We start from the raw sequence: 20,427 nt of genomic DNA, 5'->3' as shown, positions 1-20,427 counted from the left end.
GAGATGCTCCATGGTAACCGGAACCGGGGCCTTCCCGCCGCCTTCCCCATCCTTGGAGATACCCTGTGAGTCCTCATCCCCCCGCCCTGCCCCCGGAAGCCGGCTCTGGGTCCCCCGTCCAGCTGGTCGTGGGCCTCGTGCTGGTTTTGTTCGTGCTCTGGGTTGCCTATAGAATCGGAAAGGTGATCCTGCGCGTGGTGGCCGGCCTGCTTTTTCTCGGCCTCGCGGGCTACGGCATCTGGTACCTTTTCCTGAGGTAGATTTTCTTCCCCATCCCTTCCCGAGGAGCAAGCATGGCTGCCATCTCCTGCCCCAATTGCGGCGCCGATCTCACCGTCCCCCAGAGCGTCCGGATCGCCGAGTACCACTTCGGCCACCTGGAAAAGGTCGACCAGGCCCCCATGGAAGGCCCCGGCTTCAAGTACCACTTCGAGCAGCCGGACACCTACACGGTCCTCTGCAACACCTGCAAGCGCCTCGTCCGCACCCTGCCCATCGGCAAGTAGCGCGCCGCCGCGTCACGCGAAGGGGCCCCCCGGGGGCCCCTTCGCGCGTACGGGCCCCGTACGGCCGGCACCCCGGGGACCGCCGAGGCGATCCACCGGGGTGCGACCGAGCAGGAAGCCGGACTAGTTCTTGAGGACGCGCGGGGTGATGAACACCAGCAGCTCGTCGTTGGAGTCCTGGTTGATCTTGTTCCGGAAGAGGAACCCGATCAGCGGGATGTCCTTGAGGAAGGGCACGCCCGTCGTGGACTGGGTGTTGTTGGTCTTGTAGACGCCGCCCATGATGGCGGTGCCGCCGTCCTTCACGAGCACCTGGGTCTCCACCATCTTGCGGGTGATGGTGGGGGTGGAGCCCACGAGGCGGCCGAAGTCGGCGTCGGCCTTCTCGACCTTGATGTCCATGAGGATGGTGCCGTCGTTGGTGATCTGGGGCGTGACCTCGAGTTCGAGGTTGGCGTCCGCGAAGGCCACCGTGATCGCGCCCGCGGTGCTGCCGGTCTGCTGGGCGGGATAGGGGATCTTGGCGCCGGACAGCACCCGGGCCTTCTTGTTGTTCTGGGTCACGACCTTGGGGCTGGACACGATCTTGACCACGCCCTGCTTCTCGAGGGCCTGGAGGATCACGTTCACGCTCACGCGGTTGCTCAGGAAGGAGACCCAGAACTCGCCGGCGGGACTGGAGATGTCCGTCACGCCCGTGGCGCCGCCCGAGAACATGGCCGCGGCGGCGTTGCCGGTGCCGTCGGCCTTGTTGTTGACGCTGTTCCAGGAGGGCCCGTTGTAGCTGCCCCAGGTGGCGGCCTGGCCGCTGGAGTTGGTGATGGCGGCCTGGGAGGTGTTGGCCGTCGGCCACTTGACGCCGAAGTCCTTCTCCCAGTTCTTGTTGGCCTCGACCACCCGGGCCTCGATCTGCACCTGCTGGATCTGGACGTCCAGCTGGGCGATGAGGTCGTCGAGCACGGGGAGGTTGCGGGGGAGGTCGGTGATGATCAGGGTGTTGGTGCGCTCGTCGACGATGATGCTGCCGCGCTTGGTGAGCATCTTCTCCAGGATCGCGCGCGCCTCGCCGGCCTTGGCGAAGGAGAGCGGGCGGGTGATGCTCTGGGTCTCGCCGGCCAGGGACTTGGCGTCCTCCAGCCGCTTGCGGTCCTCCTCCTCCTTCTGGAGCTTCTCGATCTTGGCGACGCGGATGATCCCGTTGCTGATCTCCTTGCCCAGCCCGGCGTGCTTGAGGATCACGTCGAGGACCTGGTCCCAGGGGGTGTCGGTGAACTTGAAGGTGTAGATGCCGCCCACATCCTGGTCCACGATCAGGTTCAGGTGGGCCGTGTCGGCGATGATGCGCAGGAAGCTGGTCAGGTCGGTGCCGACGACGTCGATGGTCATCTTGGCGCCGGTGTAGCGGGTGCCGGCGTCGCCGAGGGTGCGGCCGGTCCGGCTTTCCGTGCGGGGGGCCGGGGCCCGGTCCTGGGCGACGGCGGTCGGCAGGGCGGACTGAACGGCCAGGACGGGCAGGGCCTGGAAGGGCGCGCCCGCGCCCGGAACGCTGGGCAGGGGGTCGAGCTTCCGCGTCGCGGCGACCTGGGGGGCCTCCTGGCGGATCACGTAGGGCTGGGCCGGCTCGGTCCCCTTGGCGGGGGCGTCCTCGGCGACCGCATAGGCGCGCTCTGGCAGCGGCGCGACCGTGGAGGCGGCGAGGACGGCGGCGGGCTGCGCCACCGGCGCGGCCTCGCGGACCGGCAGGGCCACGGCCAGGTTCGGCGCGTTGACCTTGGCGGTCACGGCCTCGGTCTCGACGGTCGGGGCGGCGGGTGCGGCCGGGACCGGCACGTTGCCGAGCTGGGCGTGGATGGCGCCCTTGCCGGGGTTCAGCCGGATGCTGACGCCGGTGCCGTCATGGGCCACGTCGGCCTGGGTCCCGGGGGTCACTTCCAGCACCAGGCGCGTGACCGGCGTGGGCGCCAGGGAGAACTGGGCCATGCGGGAACGCACCACCTGCGAGCCCGTGAGGGCCTGGACATCCTTCTTCGTCACCTTGGTGCCGCGCAGGACGCCCGGCAAGTCGACGACGATCCGGGAGGGGTTCGGAAGGACCTGGACCTGGGGCACGCCCGCGAATCCGGGAATGGTGAGCTTGAGGACCTGGTCGGGTCCGGCCAGGAGGCTGGCGGCTTCCAGGGTGGGGGCGGCGGCGGGCGCTCCGGCTTCAGGGAGGGCTCCGCTGAGAGATCCGGACTGGATCCCCGCCAGAACCACGCCCCCTGCGACCAGCAAGGAACTCAGGCGAGCATTCATCGTTTACCCTCCTCACGTTTGAACGTCTTGACGACGGTTCGGAAGACTTTGGTGTTGGTGGTGTTGGGATCCCACTGGCGGAACGTGACGGATTTCTCGCCCACCGCCACCAGTTCCCCGTCCCGGAAGCGGTATCCGATGGGGAGCATGCGCACATTGCCGCGGCCATCCGTGACGACGGCCATGGGTTTGCCATTGCTGACGACCATGCCCTTGACGCCGATGTCATCCACCAGGTCGCCCCGGTTCCGCTGCTCCGCGTCGCTGGGCGCGGCGAAGGGATCCCGCTGGAGGGCCGGGCGATAGGGGTACGCCCGGGCGGCGATGAGGTCCTCGGGGTTGATGCCCTGGTTGGCGCTGAGGGCGGGCGTGGGCGGCGCGTCGGCGCGACCCTTGGCCCCCGGCGCTTCGGGCGCGCCCTGGGCGCCAAGCTGGAGGCTCAGGGCCAGGACGGGGAGGAAGCAAGCGAACCGTGCCATGGTTCAGTCTCCAGTCTCATGCTTGGCGGGCTTGGGGGCCGGGGGGGCGCCGGGCTTGGGAGCTGGCGCCTGGCCGGAGTTCGGGTTGTAGACGAAGGCGCTCACCTTGCACGTGACGGCCACCGGATAGAGGGCGCTCCCACCCTCCCGCTTCATCGTGAGGTCGCTGAGATTGATGATCTTCTCGTAACCGGAGATGAGGGAGGCGAACTGGCCCAGGGTGTGGTAGCCCGCGCGGAAGGTGAAGGCGACGGGGTACTCGGTGTAGTACTCCTTGGCCACGGGGCCCTGGAGGCTGAAGGCGACCTGCTCGATGCCCGCGGTGTCGGCCAGCTTCTTGATGCGGTAGGGCAGCTCGCCGCGGTCCGTGTCGGTGGGCATGATCTTGATGAGCTCGTCGATGACCTTCTCCTGCTCGGCCACCTCCGCCTTGAGCTTCTCGTAGTTGGCCTTGAGGGCGTAGCCCTTCGCCACCTCGGCCCGGAGGCCTTCGTTGGTCACGCGGAGGCCCTTGAGCTCGTCCCGCATCCCCTGGAGGAAGAAGATGATGAGGATGGCGAGGAGCAGGCCGGCCAAGCCCCCGATCAACAGCTGTTTCTGGAGTTGGGAGTTCATAGGCTACCTCAGGCCGAATTCTTCAGATCGCAGGAGATGGTGAATTCGACATTGCGTCCGTTCTTGGTGGCCGCGGGGTAGTTCACATTCCCGAACCACTTGCTCTTCTCGATGAGCCGGTTCCGGAACTGGTTGATGGCCTCGAAGCTGGAGGCTTCGCCCTTGATGCTGATGGCCAGTCCCTTCTGGCTGATCTCCTTGAACCAGACGTCGTCGGGCAGGGCGTTCGCGAGCTCCTCCATGAAGTGCACGGGCAGCTGCTGGAAGGACTTGAGGCCCATCATCACTTCTTTTTTCTTCTGGAGCATGTCCTTCTGGGCCCTGAACTTCCGTTCGAGCTCCATGTACTTCTCCAGCTCCTTCTTCTTGGCCTCCAGGTCGGCCTTCTGTCGGACCTCATACTGGATCTTGCTGTTGAGCCAGACGTAGTAGACGCCGCCCACGGAGGCGATGGCCAGGCCGAAGATCACGCCGGCGATCGGAAGGCTGGGGCGCCCCGCGGCCGGTGTCTCGACGAAGACCGGGGTCGCCGCCTCGGCCCTTTCACCCTTCTTCACGGCAGGCTGGGCGAGGGTGTCTCCCAGAAGGTTGATCTTGATCATCGGTCCCCCACCTGGCGCAAGGCCAAACCGACCGCGACGGCGGCGGTGCAGCCGACTCCGTTGATGACGGCTGGATCCAGGCTGCGCTCATCCATCTCCAGGAGCTGGAAGGGGTTGAGCCGGTCCACGGACACCCTCAGACGATCCCCGAGGATCTCGGGGAGCTTGTCCACCTTGGCGCTGCCGCCGGAGAGGAGGACGCGGTCCAGCCGGTCCACCTTGAAGCTGGACCGGAAGAAGTCGATGGTCCGCCCGAGTTCGTCGGCGAAACTGTCGGAGATGGCCGCCAGGGAGGGCTCGACCTCCTCCGGCGTCCGGCCCTCGGCGCTGATCCCCTCCTTGAGGAGTTCCGCGGCCTCGCGGCTGACCCCCCAGTCCTCCATGAGCTTGTCCGTGAAGCGGTGGCCGCCCCAGGCGATGTCACGCCAGAAGAGCGACTTCCTGCCCACGAGCATGGTCAGGTTGGTGAACTGGGCCCCGATGTTGACCAGGGCGATGACCTCGTCCCGGCCCCCTGGCGGATTATTGACTTCGTAGGCGTTCTGGAGGGCGAACACGTCCACGTCCACCAGGACGGACCGGGCGCCCGCCATGGCCACGCAGCCGATGTAGGCCTCGATCTTGTCCTTGCGGCAGGCCACCAGGACGACGTCCATGTTGCCTTCCTGGGGCCGTTCCTCGAGCACCGCGAAGTCGAGGGCGTAGGCGTCCAGCCCCTGCCCCGCCGGGAAGAAGCTCTCCGCCTCCCACCGGACCGACTCGGCGAGCTCGGTGGGGCTCATCAGGGGGAAGGTCACTTTCTTGACCATCACCTGCTGACCCGCCACGGAAATGGCCACGTCCCTGGACTTGATCTTCTGTTCCGTGAGCACCTGGCGGATGGCCGCGGCCACCGCGTTGCTGTCCATGATGTCGCCGTCGACGATCGCGTCGAAGGGCAGCGGGGCGATGCCGAGCTTCTGGAGCCGATAGCGCTGGCCCCCGCCCTTCCCCACCACCTGCAGCTCACAGACCTTCACGGAACTGGAACCGATATCCAGGCCCACCAGCTGATTTTTTTTGCCACCGAAAAGACCCACTTGGAGCCTCGCTTTAGTAGATTTGGCGTTTCAGTTTAACCTTCACGGCCCTGCGGTCAACCGAATGTTGCCACGGTTCATGGGTTATCGGGCCCGAAGGCCACGATCACGACGGTGATGTTGTCTTCCCCTCCATTGGCCATGGCCTTGGAAACGAGGTTTCCTGCGGCTTCTTCCATATCAGAGGATTTCTGGACGATATCCCAGATCTCCTCATCCAGCACCATTCCTGACAGTCCGTCGGAGCATAGCAAGATCCGGTCCAGTTCCTTGACCTGGATCTCCCTGACTGAAATATCCAGGTCCCCCCCATTGCCGAGGGCCTGGGTGATGACGTTCCGGAAGGGGTGCCGCCGGGCCTCCTCGGGGGTCAGGATGCCGTTGGCGACCTGTTCCGCGACCCAGGAGTGGTCCCGGGTGACCTGCTGTATCCCATCTTTATTCAACAGATAGGCCCTGCTGTCGCCCACGTGGACCAGCGTCACGGTTTCGCCGTTTACGAGGCAGGCCACCACCGTGGACCCCATGGACTCGCGCTCGGGGTTCGACCGGATGTCGTTGAGGATCCCCTGGTCGGCCAGGAGCAGGGCGGCCTTGAGCCGGTTGCCGTCGTAGGGCAGCGCCGTGTCGTACTCCACCGGCCACGTGTGGTCCCGCTCCACGGTGTGCTGGATGAACTGTCCCACCTTGTCGACCACGATCCGGCTGGCGACTTCGCCCGCGGCGTGCCCGCCGAGGCCGTCCGCGACGACGAACAGGCCGAGTTCGGGATCCACGAGGAAGTTGTCTTCATTGTGCTTGCGCACACACCCGACCTCCGTCCGCCCCGCTGCGACCACCCGCATGCTCATCCCCTTTTGAAAAGCCTTCCCAGCTTGTCCTTGGTTCCCTCGACGAGGGCCGTCCACTGTTCGCCGAGGCTGGGCTGGGCATCCCTGCCCTGCGCGCCCCTGGGCTGCGTCTTCCCCTTCCCCGTGTCGGTGCCCTGGCGGAACACGGGATGCCGGGGCGCCAGCGCGAAGGCGGTCTCCCACAGCCGCGTGGCCCGGGCCTGCATGCCCAGCGCCTGGAAGGACTGGGCCAGGAGGATCGTGGATTCCGCGTCCTTCGGATTGAGGCGGATGGCGGTCTCCAGGGCCTTCACCTTGCCCCGGGGGTCCTGCTGGAGCTGGTCCAGGAGCTTCCCGAGGAGGGCGTGGTACTCGGCCTGGCCCCCGTCCAGCCGGATGGCGTAGGTCACCAGGGCCAGGGATCTTTCATAAGCCTTGCCCTCGTAGGCCCCCAGGGCGTCCTTGAACCAGTCCTGGTGCGTCTTGACGGGCCCGGGGGGAACGGAAGCCTGCGCGGGCGCGGGTTCCGGGGCCCGGAGCTCCGGCTCGGGGACCGCCGGTTCGGGCGGCCTGGAGGGCTCCTCCCGGCGCGTCGCGTCCTTCAGCATGTTGAAGGCCTCGGCCAGGAGCCGGAAACGCTGCTCCGCCGCGGCCTTGGCCTCCCCCGTGAACCGGTCCGGATGCCACTGCTTCGCCAGCCGGTGATACGCCGCCTTGACCTCCTCCGGCCTGGCGCCGGGTGAAATTTCAAGAACATCGTATGGATTCATCAGATTACCGGGAGGTCGGGTGGAGGCGGGACGGGGGGTCTGGAGCCTGGGGGTCTGTTGCTATTAACTCAGGAGTCTTTGGAAAAAGAAAGGGGACAATCATTCGGAGCCGAATGCGGACAAGCGCTGGACGGCCCTTCCTGTGCATCCGTGGCCTCCAGAATCAAAGAGAATCTATCTCAATTGGCCCATTGGTGGCACACTTGAAGAGATGCGGGAGACGGGCATGGACCCATATTCCTTGATGGATTGGCGGGAGGGATTGGACGCGGGCGACCTGTCGGCGGTCTTCCTCGCCCACCGCTGCCTCGACCGCATGAATGTTTTGGATCCGGACCTCAACGCCGTCGCCCATGTGGATCCCGACCTGACCCTCGCCGCCGCGCGCGCGGCCGATGCGCGCCTCGCCCGGGGCGAACGCACCCCCCTCCTGGGGATTCCCGTCGTCCTGAAGGACAACCTGGCCTGGGCGGGCACGCCCACCGGCAACGGCTCCCGCATCACCCGCGGCTACACCGCGCCCCATGACGCCACGGTCGTCGCCCGCCTCCTCCAGGCCGGGGCGGTCCCCGTCGCCAAGGCCGCGATGGATGAATTTGCCATGGGAAGCAGCGGGGAGACCGCGGCCCAGGGCCCCGCCCGCAACCCCTGGGACCGCACCCGGGTCCCCGGCGGCAGCAGCTCCGGGTCCGCCGTGGCCGTGGCCGCCGGCTACGCCCCCTTCGCCCTGGGCTCCGACACGGGGGGTTCCGTGCGGCTCCCGGCCAGTTTCTGCAACCTCACCGCCCTCCGGCCCACGTACGGGGTCCTCAGCCGCTACGGCGTCACCGCCATGGCCTCCTCCCTGGACCAGGTCGGCCCCCTCGCCGCCTCCGCCCGGGACCTGGCCGCGGGCCTGGCCGTCATGGCCGGCGTGGATCCGGCGGACGCCACGAGCCGGGACCTCCCGGGGACCGGGCGACTCGCGGATCTCCAGCCCGCCGATCTGCGGGGCCTCCGCATCGGCCTCCCCGCCGAATGCTTCGGGGAGGGCCTCGAAGCCGGCGTCCGGGAGGCCGTCGAAGGGGCCCTGGCCGTCCTCCGGGACCTGGGCGCCCGCCTCGTGCCGGTGTCCCTCCCCCACACGCCCTGGGCCATCGACACCTACGTCCTCCTGAACACGGCCGAGGTCTCCAGCAACCTCGCCCGCTTCGACGGCGTGCGCTACGGGGCCCGGGTCGAGGCCGGCGGGCTGGACGAGACCCTCGCCGCCACCCGGGAGGCCGGGTTCGGCACGGAGGCCAAGCGGCGCATCCTCCTGGGGGCCTTCTGCCTCTCCCGCGGCTACGTGGAGGCCTTCTACGTCCGGGCCCAGAAGGCGCGGACCCTCATCGCCGGCGACTTCGAGGCGGCCTTCCGGGAGGTGGACCTGCTGGCGGCCCCCGTGTGCCCGACGCCGGCCTTCCCCCTGGGGGACCGCACCAGCGATCCCCTGGCGATGTACCTCACGGACGTCTTCACCGTCACGCCCGCCCTGGCGGGCCTTCCGGCCCTCGCCCTCCCCGCGGGCTTCTCCGGAGGCCTCCCGGTGGGCCTCCAGCTCATCGGTCCCGCACTCTCCGACGTGAACCTGCTGGAGGCGGCCCATGCCTTCCAGCTTTCCACGGGGCACCACCGTCAGGCGCCCCCCCTCCCCTGTTAGGAGCGAATCATGGCCTTTGATGTCGTCATGCCCCAGATGGGTGAATCCATCGCCGAAGCCACCATCCTGAAGTGGCACCGGAAGGTCGGAGAGACCATCGGCAAGGACGAAACCCTCTACGAGATCTCCACCGACAAGGTGGACGCCGAGATCCCGGCCCCCATCGCCGGCACCGTCCTGGAGATCCTGGTGGACGTCAACGCCACCGTCCCCGTGGGCACCATCGTGGCCCGCCTCGGCGCCGCCGGCGAGAAGCCGGCCCCGGCCCCCGCCCGGGCCGAGATCACCCCCGCCCCCGCGCCGGAGGCCCCCGTCGCCCCACCCCCGCCCGTCGCCGAGGAGGACAGCCTGGAGGGCCGCCTCCGGACCAAGTCGAGCCCCCTCGTCCGCCGCATGGCCGCCGACAACGGCGTCGATCTGACCCAGGTCAAGGGCAGCGGCATGATGGGCCGGGTGACCAAGCAGGACATGGAGGCCCATCTGGCCGCCCGGGGCGCCGCCCCCGCCGCGGCGCCGGCGCCCGCCCAGCCCGCGCCTGCCCAGCCGGCGCCCGCCGCCGCGCCCAAGGCCCCCGCCCTGGCCATCCCCGCCTTCGCCCCCGGCGAGCGGGTCCGCGTCGAGCCCATGAGCCGCATGCGCAAGATCATCAGCGACAACATGGTCTTCTCCAAGCACACGAGCGCCCACGTCTACACCGTCTTCGAAATGGACATGTCCCACGTGTCCCGCCTGCGCGCCAAGCACCGGAAGGCCTTCGAGGAGGCCTACGGCACCAAGCTGAGCTTCATGCCCTTCGTCATGGCCGCCGCCGTCAAGGCCCTCCAGGCCTTCCCCATCGTCAACGCCTCCGTGGACGGGGACACCATCGTCTACAAGCAGGACGTGAACCTGGGCATCGCGGTTTCCCTGGACTGGGGCCTCATCGTCCCCGTGGTCCGCAACGCCGACCAGCTGAACCTGGGCGGCCTCGCCCGCGCCATGAACGACCTCGCCGGACGCGCCCGGAGCCGCCAGCTCAAGCCCGAGGAGATCCAGGGCGGCACCTTCACCATCACCAACCCCGGCGGCTTCGGCGAGACCTTCGGCCTGCCCATCATCAACCAGCCGCAGGTGGCCATCATGGGCATGGGCGCCGTGAAGAAGCGGGCCGTGGTCGTGACCGACGCGGACGGACAGGACGCCATCGCCATCCGGGAGACCATGTTCAGCGGCCTCACCTTCGATCACCGCATCATCGACGGCGCCACCGCCGACCTCTTCATGTCCGCCGTGAAGAAGGAGCTGGAGACCTCGGACTTCGGCCTCTCCTGAACCGGGCCCTTGACGCGGAAGCGCCCGCCGGAAGGCGGGCGCTTCTTCATGTCATCGGCTCGCGGCTACTTCTTGGGGAGCCACTTCTTGCCTTCGTCGGTCAGGTTGGCCTTGGTGCAGGGCATGCCGGTGTGGCAGGTCTTGCAGGTGACCTTGGGATCCTTGGCCTTGGCTTCGGCCTGGATCTTGACGGTGGCGGACGCGAAGGAGGCGGCGGCCAGGATGACGACGAGAGAGAGCGCGAAACGCTTCATGTGTTCCTCCTGAAGGTGTTCAAAGTCTAACTTCGGGCGGACCAGGGGGCAAGAGAAGAGGATGCATTTATCTTTAATTGCCACCCCAGCCAGACGGGCGACTACCAGCCCAGCAGATACGCGAACATGAGGGGCGCCACGATGGTGGCGTCGCTTTCCACGATGAACTTGGGCGTCTTCTCGCCGAGCTTGCCCCAGGTGATCTTCTCGTTGGGAACGGCGCCGGAGTAGGACCCATAGCTCGTCGTCGAATCGCTGATCTGGCAGAAGTAGCCCCAGAGGGGGGCCTCCAGCTCCAGGTCCTGGTGCAGCATGGGCACCACGCAGATGGGGAAGTCGCCGGCGATGCCGCCGCCGATCTGGAACATGCCCAGGCTCGCGTCGTGGGTGATCTCCTGGTAGAACTTCGCCAGCCAGGTCATGTACTCGATGCCCGTGCGCACGGTGTGGACGTTCTTCACGTCCCCGCGGATGACGGCGGCGGCGAACATGTTGCCCAGGGTGCTGTCCTCCCAGCCGGGGACGACGATGGGCAGGTTCTTCTCGCAGGCGGCGATCATCCAGCTGTTCTTCACGTCGATCTGGAAGTGCTCCTCCAGGACGCCCGAGCGCAGGAGCCGGTAGAAGAACTCATGGGGGAAGTAGCGCTCGCCCTTCTGGTCGGCCTCCATCCACTCCTTGAGGATCGCCTTCTCGATGCGGCGCATGGCCTCCATCTCGGGGATGCAGGTGTCGGTGACCCGGTTCATGTGGCGGTCCAGCAGGGCCTGCTCGTCCGCGGGGGTGAGGTCCCGGTAGTGGGGCACCCGCTCGTAGAAATCGTGGGCCACCAGGTTGAAGATGTCCTCCTCCAGGTTGGCGCCCGTGCAGGTGATGAGGTGCACCTTGTCCTGGCGGATCATCTCGGCCAGGCTCAGGCCCAGCTCGGCCGTGCTCATGGCACCGGCCATGCTGATCATCATCTTGCCCCCCTGCTCCAGGTGGACCCGGTATCCCTCCGTGGCGTCCATGAGGGCCGCCGCGTTGAAGTGGCGGTAGTGGTGCTTGATGAAGGAACCCACGGGACCCGGGGCGAAGGCGGCTTTCGTCGACATGGTTGACTCCGTGCGAAGGCAGGCCACCCCGGGAGACCGTTCGGGCCAAGACATCAGGATACCCCGCCCCCCGCCCGGGAGCCACCCTTCCTTCCGGCCCGGAACAGGGCCAGCACCGCCACCTCCCGCGCCCCGGCCGCCGCCAGGGCCCCGGCGCACCGCCGGAGGGTGGCCCCCGTCGTCCAGACGTCGTCCACCAGGAGCACGAAGGCGCCCGCCACCCCCGCCGGGTCCGCCAGGGTCACGGGCACCTTCGACCGGCGCCGTTCGCCCTCCGTGAGGGCGGCCTGGCGGGGCGCGAACCAGGGCTTCCGCAGGAGGGCCCGGAAGGGCCGCCCCAGCCGGGAGGCCACCAGCGCCCCCGCCTCCTCGGCCAGGTCGAAGCCCCTGAGCAGGCGACGCAGGCGCCCGGTGGGAGAGGCGCAGACCCAATCGGCCTCGGCCGCCCAGGGGGGGAGCGGCATCCGGCCCGCCCGGGCCAGGAGGGCCCGCCGCCAGCCGCCCTCCCCCCGCTTGATGCCCGGCACGAGGAGGGCCCCCAGGCCCCCGTGGTAGTCCCAGAAGGCGTCCCCCCGGCGCCAGGGGCCGGGGTCCGCGCAGGGCCCGCCCCACCCGTGGTCCAGGGCGCAGCGGGGGCAGCGGATCTCGGACAGGGGCGTCAGCAGGCTCCAGCACCGGCCGCAGAGCCCCGCCTGGGCGCCGGGGCCGATCCGGCCCAGGCAGCCCCGGCAGGGCAGCCCCTCAGCTGGCACGGAGGGTGCTGTGGTGTCGCCCATAGGCCAGGTAGACGACGAAGCCCAAGGCCAGCCACCCCAGGAGGCGCCACCAGTTGGCGGCGGGCAGGCTGAACATGAGGAGGAGGCAGGAGCCCATGCCCAGGAGGGGCACCAGGGGCACCCAGGGGCAGCGGAAGGGCCGGTGCGCCCCGGGATGGGTGCGGCGCATGATGAGCACGGCGGCGCACACGATGACGAAGGCCAGGAGGGTGCCGATGTTGGTCAGGTGGAGCAGCACGTCCACGGGCAGGAGGCCCGCCATCACGGCCACGCAGGCGCCCACCAGGAGGGTGGACCGCCAGGGCGTGCGCCACCGGGGGTGCACGGTGCCGAACACGTCCCGGGGCAGCAGGCCGTCCCGGGCCATGGCCAGGAACACCCGGGGGCCGCTCAGCATCATCACCAGGAGGACGGAGGTGATGCCCGCCACGCCGGCGGCCCCCACCAGGCTCTCGGCCCAGCCCATGCCCTGGGCCTTGAAGGCCAGGGACACCGGGGCGTGGATGTCCAGCTGGTCGAAGGGGACCATGCCCGTCAGGACCGCCACCAGGGCGATGTAGAGGACGGAGCACACCAGCAGGGACGCGATGATCCCGATGGGCACGTCCCGCTGGGGGTTCTTGGCCTCTTCCGTGTGGGTGGAGATGGAATCGAACCCGATGTAGGCGAAGAAGATGATGGCCGCGCCCGCCAGCATGCCCACGGGCTTGCCGCCCGGGTCCACCTGGCCCGCCACCGTATGGCCGAAGAAGGAGAGGCCCGTCCAACCGAAGGGCGCGAAGGGATGCCAGTTGGCGGCCCGCACGTAGGCCAGCCCCGCCAGGATGACGAAGAGCACGGCCGCCACCTTCACGGCCACCATCACCGTGTTGAACCGGCTGCTGTGGCGGATGCCCCGCACGAGCACGGCCGTCACCGCCAGGACGACGAGCACCGCCGGCAGGTTGCACAGGGAGCCCGTGGGCGCGAGGCCGCCCGTGGCCGTGTCGTAGCGCCAGGGGGACTCGGCCAGGGCCGCGGGCACGGCCAGGCCCGCCTTGGCCAGGAGCCCCTGGGCGTAGGCCGACCAGCCCGTGGCCACCGCCGCGCTGGAGACCCCGTATTCCAGGATCAGGTCCCAGCCGATGATCCAGGCGAAGAGCTCCCCCAGCGTCGCGTAGGCGTAGGTGTAGGCCGAGCCCGCCACCGGCACCATGGCGGCGAACTCCGCGTAGCAGAGGGCCGCGAAGACGCAGGTGATGGCCGCCACCAGGTAGCTGAGCATCAGGGCGGGCCCGGCCACCTCCCGGGCCGCGGCCCCCGTGGCGACGAAGATGCCGGCTCCGATGGCCGCGCCCACGCCGAGGGCCGTGAGCTGGACGGGCCCGAGCGCCCGCAGGAGCCGCTGGTCACCCTCCACTTCGGCCAGGAGCCGATCCAGGGGTTTCCGGGTGAAGAACTGGGAGCGGGCGCCACCCGCCTTCGGACCGCCGTCCATGCATGACCTCCAGGAAGGGACGGACCGGCTGAGGGCCTCCGCCCAGACCGGCACCACTGCCGGGCACGGTGCCCGGCAGGCGTCGGTTCCTGGGCTTCAGCCCCCCTCCGGGCCGGGGCGGGCCCCCGGGGGGAGCACCGCTTGGCCCTTTTGATGCCGCGATCCGGAGTCCCGGCGGAAAAACCTGCTCCCGATCAGGGGATCATGAACGGTCCTGGGCTCCGGAGGCGAGGTAGCGCCTCATCACGCTGTGGCGGCGGCCATAGGCGAAGTAGATGACGAAGCCCACGGCGAGCCACGCGATGAGCCGCCACCAGTTCTCGGCCGGAAGGCTGAACATGAGGAGGAGGCAGCAAAGGATGCCGAGGATGGGCACCACGGGGACCCAGGGGCAGCGGAAGGGCCGCGGGGCGTCCGGGTACTTGCGGCGCATGATGAGGATGGCCGTGCAGACGATGACGAAGGCCAGCAGCGTCCCGATGTTGGTCAGGTGGAGCAGCGAGTCGATGGGCAGGAGGCCGCTGAGCACGGCGACGAAGAGGCCGATGAGCATCGTGGACTTCCAGGGCGTGCGGAAGGTGGGGTGCACCACGCCGAAGACGCTCTGGGGCAGCAGGCCGTCCCGGGCCATGGCCAGGAAGACGCGCGGGCCGCTCAGCATCATGACCAGGAGCACCGAGGTGATGCCGGCCACGCCGGCGGTGGCGATGAGGCCTTCCGCCCAGCCCAGCCCCTTGGTCTTGAAGGCCATGGACACCGGGGCGTTCACGTCCAGCTGGTCGAAGCGGACCATGCCCGTGAGGACGGCCACCACGGCGATGTAGAGGACGGTGCAGAGGACGAGGGAGATGACGATGGCCAGGGGCACGTCCCGCTGGGGGTTCTTGGCCTCCTCCGTGTGGGTGGAGACGGAGTCGAACCCGATGTAGGCGAAGAAGATGATGGCGGCGCCCGCCAGCATGCCCACGGGCTTGCCGCCCGGGTCCACCTGGCCCGCCACGGGATGGCCGAAGAAGGAGAGGCCCGTCCAGCCGAAGGGGGCGAAGGGGTGCCAGTTGGTGGTGCTGATGAAGAAGACGCCGACGGCGATGACGAAGAGGACGGCGGCCACCTTGATGCCCACCATGGTCGCGTTGAAGCCCGCGCTCTCCTTGATGCCCTTGACGAGGACCCAGGTGACCACGGCGGTGACGAGCACGGCCGGGAGGTTGATCACGCTGCCGGTCCGCACGAAGATCCCGTGCACGGCGTCGTACCGCCACGGGGATTCCCGCAGGAGGAGGGGCAGTTCGAGGCCCAGCTTGGACAGGGAACTCTGGGCGTAGGCCGACCAGCCCGTGGCCACGGCGGCGCTGGACACGCCGTACTCCAGGATCAGGTCCCAGCCGATGATCCAGGCGAAGAGCTCGCCCAGGGTCGCGTAGGCGTAGGTGTAGGCCGAGCCGGCCACGGGGACCATGGAGGCGAATTCCGCGTAGCACAGGGCCGCGAAGATGCAGGTGATGCCGGCCACCACGTAGCTGAGCATCAGGGCCGGGCCCGCCACGTTGTGGGCCGCGGCGCCCGTGGCCACGAAGATGCCCGCGCCGATGATGGCCCCCACCCCCAGCGCCGTCAGCTGCACGGGGCCCAGGATCCGCCGGAGGCGGTTCTCGCCCCGCATCTCCTCCATGAGGAGTTCGAGCGGTTTGCGGCTGAAGAGCTGGGACGTGCGTGGTTCCGCCATGATGCAGGTCTCCCTTCGGGCCCCGGTGGGGGGCAGCGTTGGATTCAGTTGGCACGGGCCGGAGGCTTGCCCCATGGTAGCGCACGGGCGCGGGCCCGCGCGAACCATTTGCATAGCAATAAGATGTAGGAGCGCCCCGGGGGCCCTCCCCGCCCTGCCTTCCCGGGCCCCGGCACATCGGCCGGACCGCGCGGCGTACATGGAAGGGCCGGGCTTGCCACGGCACTCGGGGGAACGACTTAGGGCTGCTTCTTCCGACCTGACCCGGTTCATCGCACCCCGATGCATGGGGCCCGGCTTGGAACCAGTGTAGCCGGGACGGGCCTCACGCGGGGCACCGGATTCGCGCCCGCGGGTCCGGAACCGGCCCCCGCGCCGCCCCCGAAAAACCGAACAGGCCGCCCCAATTTGATAAACCTCTTGAAAGATAAGGAGACGAGAGGACCGGCGAAAATTGCCGGCGCGTTCCCCCTTGACTCCCCAACATCTTGGGGTGATTCTTTCTCTCCAGCACAACCCCTTGGTGTCGAGACAACCGTTGGCCACAAGGGCCACTGCCGGGACTTTTTTACCAACATTTCAGCTGCTCTGAGGAAGCCATGCAGATTTTCCGCGCATTCACCAAGGCCGGGCAGGACCCCCTGGCGGGGATCCCCTTCGTGGCCCGGACCAGCCGAATCACCAAGCTGGACGGCAAGGTGGTGTTCGAGGCGAAGGATGTGATGGTCCCCGAGAGCTGGTCCCAGGTGGCCGTGGACATCCTCGCCCAGAAGTACTTCCGCCGGAAGGGCGTGGACGCCGCCGGCGGCGGGGAGAAGGACGCCCGCCAGGTCTTCCACCGGCTGGCCGGGTGCTGGCGCCACTGGGGCGAGGCCCACGGCTACTTCGACGGCCCTGACGACGCCCAGGCCTTCTACGACGAGCTCGTCTACATGCTGGCCAACCAGATGTGCGCGCCCAACAGCCCGCAGTGGTTCAACACCGGCCTGCACTTCGCCTACGGCATCGCCGGCCCGGCCCAGGGCCACAGCTACGTGGACCCCGCGACCGGCGAGATGCACCAGTCCACCTCGGCCTACGAGCGCCCCCAGCCCCACGCCTGCTTCATCCAGAGCGTCGAGGACGACCTCGTCAACCCCGGCGGGATCATGGACCTCTGGACCCGCGAGGCCCGGATCTTCAAGTACGGCAGCGGCACCGGCACCAACTTCTCCAAGGTGCGGGGCGCCATGGAGAACCTCTCCGGCGGCGGCGCCTCCTCGGGCCTGATGTCCTTCCTGGCCGTGGGCGACCGCGCCGCCGGCGCCATCAAGAGCGGCGGCACCACCCGCAGGGCCGCCAAGATGGTGTGCCTGGACCTGGACCACCCCGACATCGAGGCCTTCGTCGACTGGAAGGTCACGGAGGAGCGCAAGGTCGCCATGATGGCCGCCGGCAGCCTCGTCCTGGGCCGCCACTGGAACGCCATGTGCGAGGCCGTCGAGGGCTCCACCACCCGGGACGCCAACCCCCGCAGCAACGACAAGCTCCGCAAGGCGGTCGCCAAGGCCAAGGCCGAGGGCGTCGCCTCCGCCTTCCTGGCCCAGTGCCTGAGCCGGCTGGCCCAGGGCGACTTCGACCGGGACCTCAAGTCCTACGACACCGCCTGGGACGGCGACGGCTACGCGACCGTGGGCGGCATGAACTCCAACAACTCGGTCCGCATCCCCGACCAGTTCATGCGCTCGGTGGAGAAGGACGGCGACTGGTACCTGGAGCGCCGCACCGACGGCAAGGTCCACAAGACCCTCAAGGCCCGGGAGCTCTGGAACAAGATCAACTTCGCCGCCTGGGCCTGCGCCGATCCCGGCGTCCAGTACGACACCACGATCAACGACTGGCACACCTGCCCCGCCGACGGCCCCATCAACGCGAGCAACCCCTGCTCCGAATACATGTTCCTGGACGACACCGCCTGCAACCTGGCGTCCCTGAACCTCTGCGCCTTCCTCACCCCCGACGGCGGCTTCGACCTGGCCGGCTACCGGCACGCCATCCGCATCTGGACCGTGGTGCTCGAGATCTCGGTGCTCATGGCCCAGTTCCCCTCCGAGCGCATCGCCCAGCTCAGCTACGACTTCCGCACCCTGGGCCTGGGCTACGCCAACCTGGGCGCCATGCTGATGCGCCTGGGCATCCCCTACGACAGCGAGGCCGGCACCCAGTGGTGCGCGGCCCTGACCGCCATCCTCACCGGCGACGCCTACGCCGCCAGCGCCGAGATGGCCGGCGAGCTCGGACCCTTCCCCGGCTACGCCCGCAACCGGGAGCACATGCTCCGGGTGATCCGGAACCACCGCCGCGCCGCCTACGACGCCCCCGACGCCGAGTACGAGGGCCTGAGCATCCGGCCCCAGGGCCTCAAGGGCGGCCTCATCCCCCGCTCCATCCTCGAGGCGTCCCGGGAGAGCTGGGACCGCGCCCTCGCGCTGGGCGAGGCCCACGGCTTCCGCAACGCCCAGGTGACGGTGCTCGCCCCCACGGGGACCATCGGCCTCCTCATGGACTGCGACACCACGGGCGTCGAGCCCGACTTCGCCCTCGTGAAGTTCAAGAAGCTGGCCGGCGGCGGCTACTTCAAGCTCGTCAACCGCGCCATCCCCGAGGCCCTGGCCCGCCTGGGCTACACCTCCACCCAGATCCGCGACATCGAGCGGCACGTGGTGGGCTGGACGGAGATCACCGACGAGACCCCCGGCATCGCGCTCTCCCAGTTCCTGGCCAAGGGCTGGACCCGCGAGGAGCTGAAGGCCATCGAGGAGAAGCTCCCGACCGCCTTCGACCCCTCGTACGTCATCGACGGGGAGCGGCTCCGGAAGGACTTCGGGGACGAGGCCTCGGCCGCGTTCCTGGACGCCCTGGCCGGGTCCATGACCGTCGAGGGCGCCCCCCACCTCCGCGAGGAGCACCTGCCCATCTTCGACTGCGCCAACAAGTGCGGCCGCAAGGGCCAGCGCTACATCGCCCCCATGGGCCACATCCGCATGATGGGGGCCGCCCAGCCCTTCCTCAGCGGCGCCATCAGCAAGACCATCAACCTCCCGGCCGAGGCCACCGTCGAGGACGTGGCGGAGATCTACCGCGCCTCCTGGAAGATGATGCTCAAGGCCGTGGCCCTCTACCGCGACGGCAGCAAGATGAGCCAGGCCATCGCCACGAACCTGGACCTGCTCGAGGGCGTGGACACGCTGGTGGACGACGAGGCCCCGAAGACGGAGAAGGTCCAGGCCCTCAGCCAGGCTCTCGCCAACCAGATCGTCCGAACCTACCGCAAGAAGCTCCCCAACCGCCGCGGCGGCTACACCCAGGCGGCCACCATCGGCGGCACCAAGCTCTACCTCCGGACCGGCGAGTACGAGGACGGCACCCTGGGCGAGATCTTCCTGGACATCCACAAGGAGGGCGCCGGCTTCCGGGCCGTGCTCAACTGCTTCGCCATCGCCGTCTCCATGGGCCTGCAGCACGGGGTGCCCCTGGAGGAGTTCTGCGACGCGTTCCTCTTCACCCGCTTCGAGCCCAACGGCATGGTCCAGGGCAGCGACACGGTGAAGTTCTCCACCAGCCTCATCGACTTCGTGTTCCGGGAGCTGGCCATCAGCTACCTGGGCCGCTTCGAGCTGGCCCAGGTGGAGCCGGAGCAGCTCATGCAGCTGAACGGCCCCCGCAAGCCCGAGAGCCAGGCCCAGGCCCTGGCCGCGGCCATCGGCGGCATGGTGCCCCTCTTCCCCGAGTCCGAGACATCCGGCGCCGGGGAGATCGCCCCCGCCCCCGCCCTGGCCGGTCACGCCCACGGCCACGCCTCGGCCCGGCCCGTGGCGACCTCGGCCTTCGAATCGGCCCGCCAGAAGGGCTACACCGGGGATCCCTGCCCCGAGTGCGGCCACCTGACCCTGGTCCGCAACGGCGCCTGCCTCAAGTGCCAGACCTGCGGCGCCACCACGGGCTGCAGCTAGGCTGTGTTCGGAATCTATAGATTAGATAAATAGTTAACTTGTACTCATACGTAAAGGCTCGTGCACCACGAATTTTCCTGGGGTAACGATGCCGAGACGTTTCCTGACCGATGCCATGTGGGCAAAGCTTGAACCGCTCCTTCCGCCAGAGCGTGGAGGGATGGGGCGATCCCGTCACCCCAACCGTCCCATGGTGGAGGTGATCCTGTGGAGGCACAGGACTGGGGCGCCGTGGAGGGACCTGCCGGAGGAATTTGGACCTTGGACAAGCGTGTACACGCGATTTGAGGCCTGGACCAAGCGCGGCGTGTGGCAAAGGATCCTGGAGTTCCTGCGCAAGGAAGCCGACCTGGAGCGGGGCAACCTGGAGTGGGTCATGCCGGATGGCACCATCATTCGCGCTCATCAACCTTCAGCAGGCAAAAGGGGGGGGGCTTTGGAACCAGGCGCTCGGACGATCTCGGGGTGGATGCTCGACCAAGATCCATTTGATCTGCGATGCCCACGGTAATCCTTTGGATTTCCTGGTCACTCCGGGGCAAGCCCATGAAAGCCGGTCTGCTGAAGGATTGCTGTGCGGTTGGCAGGCAGAGTACGTGTTCGGAGATCGGGCCTACGATGGGAACCCGGTAAGGAAGGCGATCGAGGCCATGGGTGCGACAGCCGTCATCCCACCTCATCCCCGGCGCAAGAATCCGGCGGCCTGGGACTCACACCTATACAAGGCCCGCCATGCCATCGAGCATGGGTTCGCCAAGCTCAAACAGTTCAGGGCGCTGGCCACCAGGTTCGACAAAACGGCGCGAAGTTTCTCAGCCCAGGTGGCTTTGGCCTGCATCGTGATCTGGCTGAGGCTATGAGCGGAGGGTGACAAGCGTTCCGGATCCTCATTGATCCTATGAAACGCGGAGGCGCGGAGGATCTCGCAGAGGGTCGCGGA

General features: G+C 68.5%; 19 protein-coding genes and 1 other RNA gene. 7 read left to right on the top strand and 13 right to left on the bottom strand.

Translation table 11 applies throughout. From position 1 onward, the window contains the following. Positions 1-65: 65 nt before the first annotated feature. Together R2J75_RS07760 and R2J75_RS07755 are read left to right on the top strand one after the other, a co-directional pair. Entirely contained in the window at positions 66-260 is a 195-nt protein-coding gene (locus tag R2J75_RS07760; RefSeq protein ID WP_243335297.1) for a hypothetical protein, read from the top strand. A 33-nt stretch (positions 261-293) separates the two neighbouring features. After that, positions 294-506 (top strand): hypothetical protein, encoded by a 213-nt coding sequence (locus R2J75_RS07755; RefSeq protein ID WP_243335295.1) that lies wholly within the window; start codon positions 294-296, stop codon positions 504-506. 123 nt (positions 507-629) lie between these two features. On the opposite strand, the gene pilQ is transcribed toward R2J75_RS07755, so the two are convergent. The 7 genes from pilQ to R2J75_RS07720 form a co-directional block, all read right to left on the bottom strand. Next, complete coding sequence (gene pilQ, locus R2J75_RS07750; protein WP_279342809.1) at positions 630-2,801, bottom strand: type IV pilus secretin PilQ; 2,172 nt, start codon at positions 2,799-2,801, stop codon at positions 630-632. Next, positions 2,798-3,280, bottom strand: a complete 483-nt coding sequence (locus R2J75_RS07745; protein ID WP_243335293.1) for a hypothetical protein — start codon at positions 3,278-3,280, stop codon at positions 2,798-2,800. The genes pilQ and R2J75_RS07745 overlap by 4 nt, the downstream gene beginning before the upstream one ends. Before the next feature lie 3 nt (positions 3,281-3,283). Next, positions 3,284-3,895 carry a type IV pilus inner membrane component PilO gene (gene pilO, locus R2J75_RS07740; protein ID WP_243335292.1) on the bottom strand — a complete coding sequence of 204 codons (612 nt, stop codon included), beginning with the start codon at positions 3,893-3,895 and terminating at the stop codon, positions 3,284-3,286. Between the two features lie 8 nt (positions 3,896-3,903). Next, the gene (locus R2J75_RS07735) at positions 3,904-4,497 is read right to left on the bottom strand and encodes a PilN domain-containing protein (protein ID WP_243335290.1); all 594 of its coding nucleotides are present in this window, start codon (positions 4,495-4,497) and stop codon (positions 3,904-3,906) included. Then, positions 4,494-5,576 carry a type IV pilus assembly protein PilM gene (gene pilM / locus R2J75_RS07730; RefSeq protein WP_308220527.1) on the bottom strand — a complete coding sequence of 361 codons (1,083 nt, stop codon included), beginning with the start codon at positions 5,574-5,576 and terminating at the stop codon, positions 4,494-4,496. The genes R2J75_RS07735 and pilM overlap by 4 nt, the downstream gene beginning before the upstream one ends. A 77-nt stretch (positions 5,577-5,653) precedes the next feature. Further along, a complete protein-coding gene (locus R2J75_RS07725; protein ID WP_316411446.1) occupies positions 5,654-6,421 on the bottom strand; it encodes a Stp1/IreP family PP2C-type Ser/Thr phosphatase in 768 nt (255 codons plus the stop codon). 2 nt (positions 6,422-6,423) lie between these two features. Then, entirely contained in the window at positions 6,424-7,176 is a 753-nt protein-coding gene (locus R2J75_RS07720) for a J domain-containing protein (protein WP_243335286.1), read from the bottom strand. Between the two features lie 226 nt (positions 7,177-7,402). Between R2J75_RS07720 and gatA the strand changes: the two genes are divergently transcribed. Next, positions 7,403-8,857, top strand: coding sequence for an Asp-tRNA(Asn)/Glu-tRNA(Gln) amidotransferase subunit GatA (gene gatA / locus R2J75_RS07715; protein WP_316411445.1), 1,455 nt, complete (start codon positions 7,403-7,405; stop codon positions 8,855-8,857). A gap of 9 nt (positions 8,858-8,866) precedes the next feature. Beyond that, positions 8,867-10,168: a dihydrolipoamide acetyltransferase family protein gene (locus R2J75_RS07710; protein ID WP_243347141.1), complete on the top strand. Its 1,302-nt coding sequence runs from the start codon at positions 8,867-8,869 to the stop codon at positions 10,166-10,168. A 65-nt stretch (positions 10,169-10,233) separates the two neighbouring features. Here the strand turns inward: R2J75_RS07710 and R2J75_RS07705 are convergent, their stop codons facing one another. The 6 genes from R2J75_RS07705 to ffs all read right to left on the bottom strand — a co-directional run bounded on the left by R2J75_RS07705 (position 10,234) and on the right by ffs (position 15,794). Then, positions 10,234-10,422: a hypothetical protein gene (locus R2J75_RS07705; protein ID WP_243335924.1), complete on the bottom strand. Its 189-nt coding sequence runs from the start codon at positions 10,420-10,422 to the stop codon at positions 10,234-10,236. Between the two features lie 101 nt (positions 10,423-10,523). Then, on the bottom strand, positions 10,524-11,516 hold the full coding sequence (locus tag R2J75_RS07700) for a deoxyhypusine synthase family protein (protein WP_243335926.1): 993 nt from the start codon (positions 11,514-11,516) through the stop codon (positions 10,524-10,526). A 53-nt stretch (positions 11,517-11,569) separates the two neighbouring features. Then, positions 11,570-12,268, bottom strand: coding sequence for a ComF family protein (locus R2J75_RS07695; protein WP_243335928.1), 699 nt, complete (start codon positions 12,266-12,268; stop codon positions 11,570-11,572). Next, complete coding sequence (locus R2J75_RS07690) at positions 12,258-13,769, bottom strand: amino acid permease (RefSeq protein WP_243335929.1); 1,512 nt, start codon at positions 13,767-13,769, stop codon at positions 12,258-12,260. The genes R2J75_RS07695 and R2J75_RS07690 overlap by 11 nt, the downstream gene beginning before the upstream one ends. A gap of 202 nt (positions 13,770-13,971) precedes the next feature. Beyond that, the gene (locus R2J75_RS07685) at positions 13,972-15,495 is read right to left on the bottom strand and encodes an amino acid permease (protein WP_243335930.1); all 1,524 of its coding nucleotides are present in this window, start codon (positions 15,493-15,495) and stop codon (positions 13,972-13,974) included. A 203-nt stretch (positions 15,496-15,698) separates the two neighbouring features. Next, positions 15,699-15,794: signal recognition particle sRNA small type (gene ffs, locus R2J75_RS07680), an RNA gene on the bottom strand. Between the two features lie 300 nt (positions 15,795-16,094). Here ffs and R2J75_RS07675 point away from each other — a divergent pair. From R2J75_RS07675 to R2J75_RS07670, 3 genes are all read left to right on the top strand, one after another. Next, positions 16,095-19,487, top strand: coding sequence for an adenosylcobalamin-dependent ribonucleoside-diphosphate reductase (locus tag R2J75_RS07675; protein ID WP_279342171.1), 3,393 nt, complete (start codon positions 16,095-16,097; stop codon positions 19,485-19,487). 88 nt (positions 19,488-19,575) lie between these two features. Then, entirely contained in the window at positions 19,576-19,998 is a 423-nt protein-coding gene (locus tag R2J75_RS19855) for an IS5 family transposase (protein WP_394365890.1), read from the top strand. Next, positions 19,892-20,347 carry an IS5 family transposase gene (locus tag R2J75_RS07670; RefSeq protein WP_394365914.1) on the top strand — a complete coding sequence of 152 codons (456 nt, stop codon included), beginning with the start codon at positions 19,892-19,894 and terminating at the stop codon, positions 20,345-20,347. The genes R2J75_RS19855 and R2J75_RS07670 overlap by 107 nt, the downstream gene beginning before the upstream one ends. Positions 20,348-20,427: the final 80 nt, after the last annotated feature.

The organism is Mesoterricola sediminis (genome assembly GCF_030295425.1).
GTDB classification, from domain to species: domain Bacteria; phylum Acidobacteriota; class Holophagae; order Holophagales; family Holophagaceae; genus Mesoterricola; species Mesoterricola sediminis.
Note: the sequence above shows the minus strand (reverse complement) of the source record. Positions and strands in the feature narration are given on the sequence as shown.

Excerpts from the sequence above, each read along its gene's own strand:
- R2J75_RS07755 (WP_243335295.1), top strand. The coding sequence starts at position 294 with ATGGCTGCCATCTCCTGCCCCAATTGCGGCGCCGATCTCACCGTCCCC.
- pilQ (WP_279342809.1), bottom strand. The coding sequence starts at position 2,801 with ATGAATGCTCGCCTGAGTTCCTTGCTGGTCGCAGGGGGCGTGGTTCTG.
- R2J75_RS07745 (WP_243335293.1), bottom strand. The coding sequence starts at position 3,280 with ATGGCACGGTTCGCTTGCTTCCTCCCCGTCCTGGCCCTGAGCCTCCAG.
- pilO (WP_243335292.1), bottom strand. The coding sequence starts at position 3,895 with ATGAACTCCCAACTCCAGAAACAGCTGTTGATCGGGGGCTTGGCCGGC.
- R2J75_RS07735 (WP_243335290.1), bottom strand. The coding sequence starts at position 4,497 with ATGATCAAGATCAACCTTCTGGGAGACACCCTCGCCCAGCCTGCCGTG.
- R2J75_RS07725 (WP_316411446.1), bottom strand. The coding sequence starts at position 6,421 with ATGCGGGTGGTCGCAGCGGGGCGGACGGAGGTCGGGTGTGTGCGCAAG.
- R2J75_RS07720 (WP_243335286.1), bottom strand. The coding sequence starts at position 7,176 with ATGAATCCATACGATGTTCTTGAAATTTCACCCGGCGCCAGGCCGGAG.
- gatA (WP_316411445.1), top strand. The coding sequence starts at position 7,403 with ATGGACCCATATTCCTTGATGGATTGGCGGGAGGGATTGGACGCGGGC.
- R2J75_RS07710 (WP_243347141.1), top strand. The coding sequence starts at position 8,867 with ATGGCCTTTGATGTCGTCATGCCCCAGATGGGTGAATCCATCGCCGAA.
- R2J75_RS07705 (WP_243335924.1), bottom strand. The coding sequence starts at position 10,422 with ATGAAGCGTTTCGCGCTCTCTCTCGTCGTCATCCTGGCCGCCGCCTCC.
- R2J75_RS07700 (WP_243335926.1), bottom strand. The coding sequence starts at position 11,516 with ATGTCGACGAAAGCCGCCTTCGCCCCGGGTCCCGTGGGTTCCTTCATC.
- R2J75_RS07690 (WP_243335929.1), bottom strand. The coding sequence starts at position 13,769 with ATGGACGGCGGTCCGAAGGCGGGTGGCGCCCGCTCCCAGTTCTTCACC.
- R2J75_RS07685 (WP_243335930.1), bottom strand. The coding sequence starts at position 15,495 with ATGGCGGAACCACGCACGTCCCAGCTCTTCAGCCGCAAACCGCTCGAA.
- R2J75_RS07675 (WP_279342171.1), top strand. The coding sequence starts at position 16,095 with ATGCAGATTTTCCGCGCATTCACCAAGGCCGGGCAGGACCCCCTGGCG.
- R2J75_RS19855 (WP_394365890.1), top strand. The coding sequence starts at position 19,576 with ATGCCGAGACGTTTCCTGACCGATGCCATGTGGGCAAAGCTTGAACCG.